This window comes from Melaminivora alkalimesophila, assembly GCF_000282995.1.
GTDB lineage: Bacteria > Pseudomonadota > Gammaproteobacteria > Burkholderiales > Burkholderiaceae_C > Melaminivora > Melaminivora alkalimesophila.
In genome coordinates, this window is record NZ_ALEE01000376.1 from 1 (window position 1) to 2,807 (window position 2,807).

A 2,807-nucleotide genomic window follows, 5' to 3' on the forward strand; every position below is an offset into this window, starting at 1 on the left:
GTCCCCGAGCCGGCATTGTTGAACAGCAGGTCGAGCCGGCCGAAATGCGCCACCGTGCGATCGAACGCCGCGCGCACCGCCTCCGGGTCGGTCACGTCGGCCGGGGCGACGAGCGCACGCGCCCCTGCGCCGGACTGCTGCGCGACCTGTTCGAGCAGGCCCTCGCGCCGCCCCACCAGGGCCACGCTCCAGCCCGCCGCCAGCAGCTCGAGGGCCGCGGCCCGACCGATGCCGGTACCCGCCCCGGTGACGAGCGCCACCCGGGGCGCCGCTTCGGTTCCTGTCATGACGTGGATGCTCCTTGTCGTTCTCGTCGTGTCCATGGTGGCAGCTGCCGCTCCTCAGGAGCGCTGGCGCGTCGCCTTGCCGGACTTCGCGCCCTTCGCGCCCTTGCCCGTCTCGGCCTTCCTGTCGCCCTTGCTCCGCGAATCCTTGGCCCCATCGGCCTTGGCGCCGCGCTTGCCGGAGGATCCTTCGCCAGCGGCCGCGGCGTCGTCCGCGCCGCGGCGGCGGGCGCCCTCGCGCACCTTGCCGTTGCCCCCGCCCGCCGGCGGCGCCAGCTCGTCGCGCACCAGCCGGAAGTCGATGCGCCGCCCGTCCAGATCGACGCGGCTGACCTGCACCTGCAGCCGGTCGCCGATCGCGTAGCGGATGCCGGTGCGCTCGCCGCGCAGCTCCTGGCGCGCCTCGTCGTAGCGGAAGTACTCGCCGCCCAGCTCGGTGATGTGCAGCAACCCGTCCACGTACAGCGCATCGAGCGTGACGAAAACGCCGAAGCTGGTGACGGCGCTGATGACGCCGCTGTACTCCTCGCCCAGGTGCTCGCGCATGTACTGGCACTTGAGCCAGGCCTGCACGTCGTGGCTGGCCTCGTCGGCGCGGCGCTCGTTGGCGCTGCAGTGCAGCCCGGCCGCCTCCCAGGCCTGCAGCTCGCGCGGGCTGATCGCGCCGCCGAGCTTGCGCGGCGGCGCCTCGTCCGCCTGCGCCGCGGCCTTGGACGCGAGGCGCTTGGCCAGCTTGAACTGCGCCTCGCCCGGCGTCGGCAGGTTCGGCAGCACGTACTTGGTGCCCGCCAGGATGGACTTGATGACGCGGTGCACCAGCAGGTCGGGGTAGCGCCGGATCGGGCTGGTGAAGTGCGTGTAGGCCTCGTAGGCGAGGCCGAAGTGCCCACTGTTGATGGGCGTGTAGATGGCCTGCTGCATGGAGCGCAGCAGCATGGTGTGAATCTGCAGCGCGTCGGGGCGGTCCTTGGTGGCCTCGGCGATGGCCTGGAATTCCGCGGGGCTGGGCTCATCCGAAATGCCCATGCCCACCGCCATCGCCTTCAGGTAGGTGCGCAGCGTCTCCACCTTCTCGGGGGTGGGCCCCTCGTGCACGCGGTACAGCGCCGGCCGCCCCGCCTGGCCGATGAAGTCGGCGCTGCAGACGTTGGCCGCCAGCATCGCCTCCTCGATCAGCCGGTGGGCCTCGGTGCGCACGCGCGGCACGATCTTCTCGATGCGGCCGTTGTCGTCGCAGAGGATTTGCGTCTCGACGGTCTCGAAATCCACGGCGCCGCGCGCTTGGCGCGCCGCCGCGAGCGCGCGGTAGGCGTCGTGCAGGTGGATCAGCTCGCCCACCCGCTCGCGGTAGCGCGCCGCTTCCGGCCCGCGCGTGTTCGCCAGGATGGCTGCCACCTCGGTGTAGGTGAAGCGGGCGTGGCTGCACATCACGGCCGGGTAGAATTGGTAGGCGTGCAGCTCGCCCTTGGCGCTGATCAGCATGTCGCAGACCATGGCCAGCCGCTCGACGTGCGGATTGAGCGAGCACAGGCCGTTGGAGAGCTTCTCCGGCAGCATCGGGATCACCCGGCGCGGGAAGTACACGCTGGTGGCGCGGTCGTAGGCATCGATGTCGATGGCGCTGCCGGTCTCCACGTAGTGGCTCACGTCGGCAATCGCCACCAGCAGGCGCCAGCCCTTGCCGCGCCCCACGCGCGCCGGCTCGCAATAGACGGCGTCGTCGAAGTCGCGCGCGTCCTCGCCGTCGATGGTCACGAGCGGGATGTCCGTCAGGTCCACCCGGTGGCGCCAGTCCTGCGCCCGCACCTTGTCGGGCAGCGCCTGCGCCTGCGCCAGGCACTCGTCGGAGAACACGTGCGGCACGCCATATTTGCGCACCGCGATCTCGACTTCCATGCCGGGGTCGTCGACCTCGCCCAGCACCTCGACCACGCGGCCCACCGGCTGGCCATACAGCGCCGGCGGCTCGGTCAGCTCGACCACCACCACCTGGCCGGCCTGGGCCGATCCGGTCGCATCCTTGGGAATCAGCACATCCTGGCCGTAGCGCTTGTCCTCGGGCGCCACCAGCCAGACGCCGCTCTCCTGCAGCAGGCGGCCGATGATGGGCTGCGGCGGGCGCGCGACGATCTCCAGCACGCGCCCCTCGGGCCGCCCGCGCCGGTCCTGGCGCACGATGCGCACCCGCACCCGGTCCTTGTGCAGCACGGCCCGCATCTCGTTGGGCGGCAGGTAGATGTCCGGCCCGCCATCGTCGGTGGTGACGAAGCCGTGCCCGTCGCGGTGTCCCTGCACGCTCCCTTCGAGTTCATCGGAAGGGCTCTGCCCGGACGATGTGCCGGACGCTTTTTTTTGGTTGTACAATTGCAATCTTTCCTGAAATGCCCAGGTGGCGGAATTGGTAGACGCACTAGTTTCAGGTACTAGCGCTGAGAGGCGTGGAGGTTCGAGTCCTCTCCTGGGCACCAAGTTTAACGACAACCCGCCAAGGGTTCAGGACAGGCGAGCCGCTTCCCGAAGAAG

2 protein-coding genes and 1 tRNA gene are annotated in these 2,807 nt (G+C 70.4%); 1 reads left to right on the plus strand and 2 read right to left on the minus strand.

Features of this window, described 5'->3' with window-relative positions:
* Together A612_RS07135 and rnr are read right to left on the minus strand one after the other, a co-directional pair.
* Nucleotides 1–287: SDR family oxidoreductase (locus A612_RS07135; protein WP_040436280.1), on the minus strand; the 287-nt coding region annotated here is incomplete at its 3' end.
* 54 nt (nucleotides 288–341) lie between these two features.
* Nucleotides 342–2,648: a ribonuclease R gene (gene rnr, locus A612_RS07140; protein ID WP_040436279.1), complete on the minus strand. Its 2,307-nt coding sequence runs from the start codon at nucleotides 2,646–2,648 to the stop codon at nucleotides 342–344.
* Nucleotides 2,649–2,667: 19 nt separating this feature from the next.
* On the opposite strand from rnr, the gene A612_RS07145 reads away from it, so the two are divergent.
* Nucleotides 2,668–2,752, plus strand: a tRNA-Leu gene (locus A612_RS07145).
* Nucleotides 2,753–2,807: the final 55 nt, after the last annotated feature.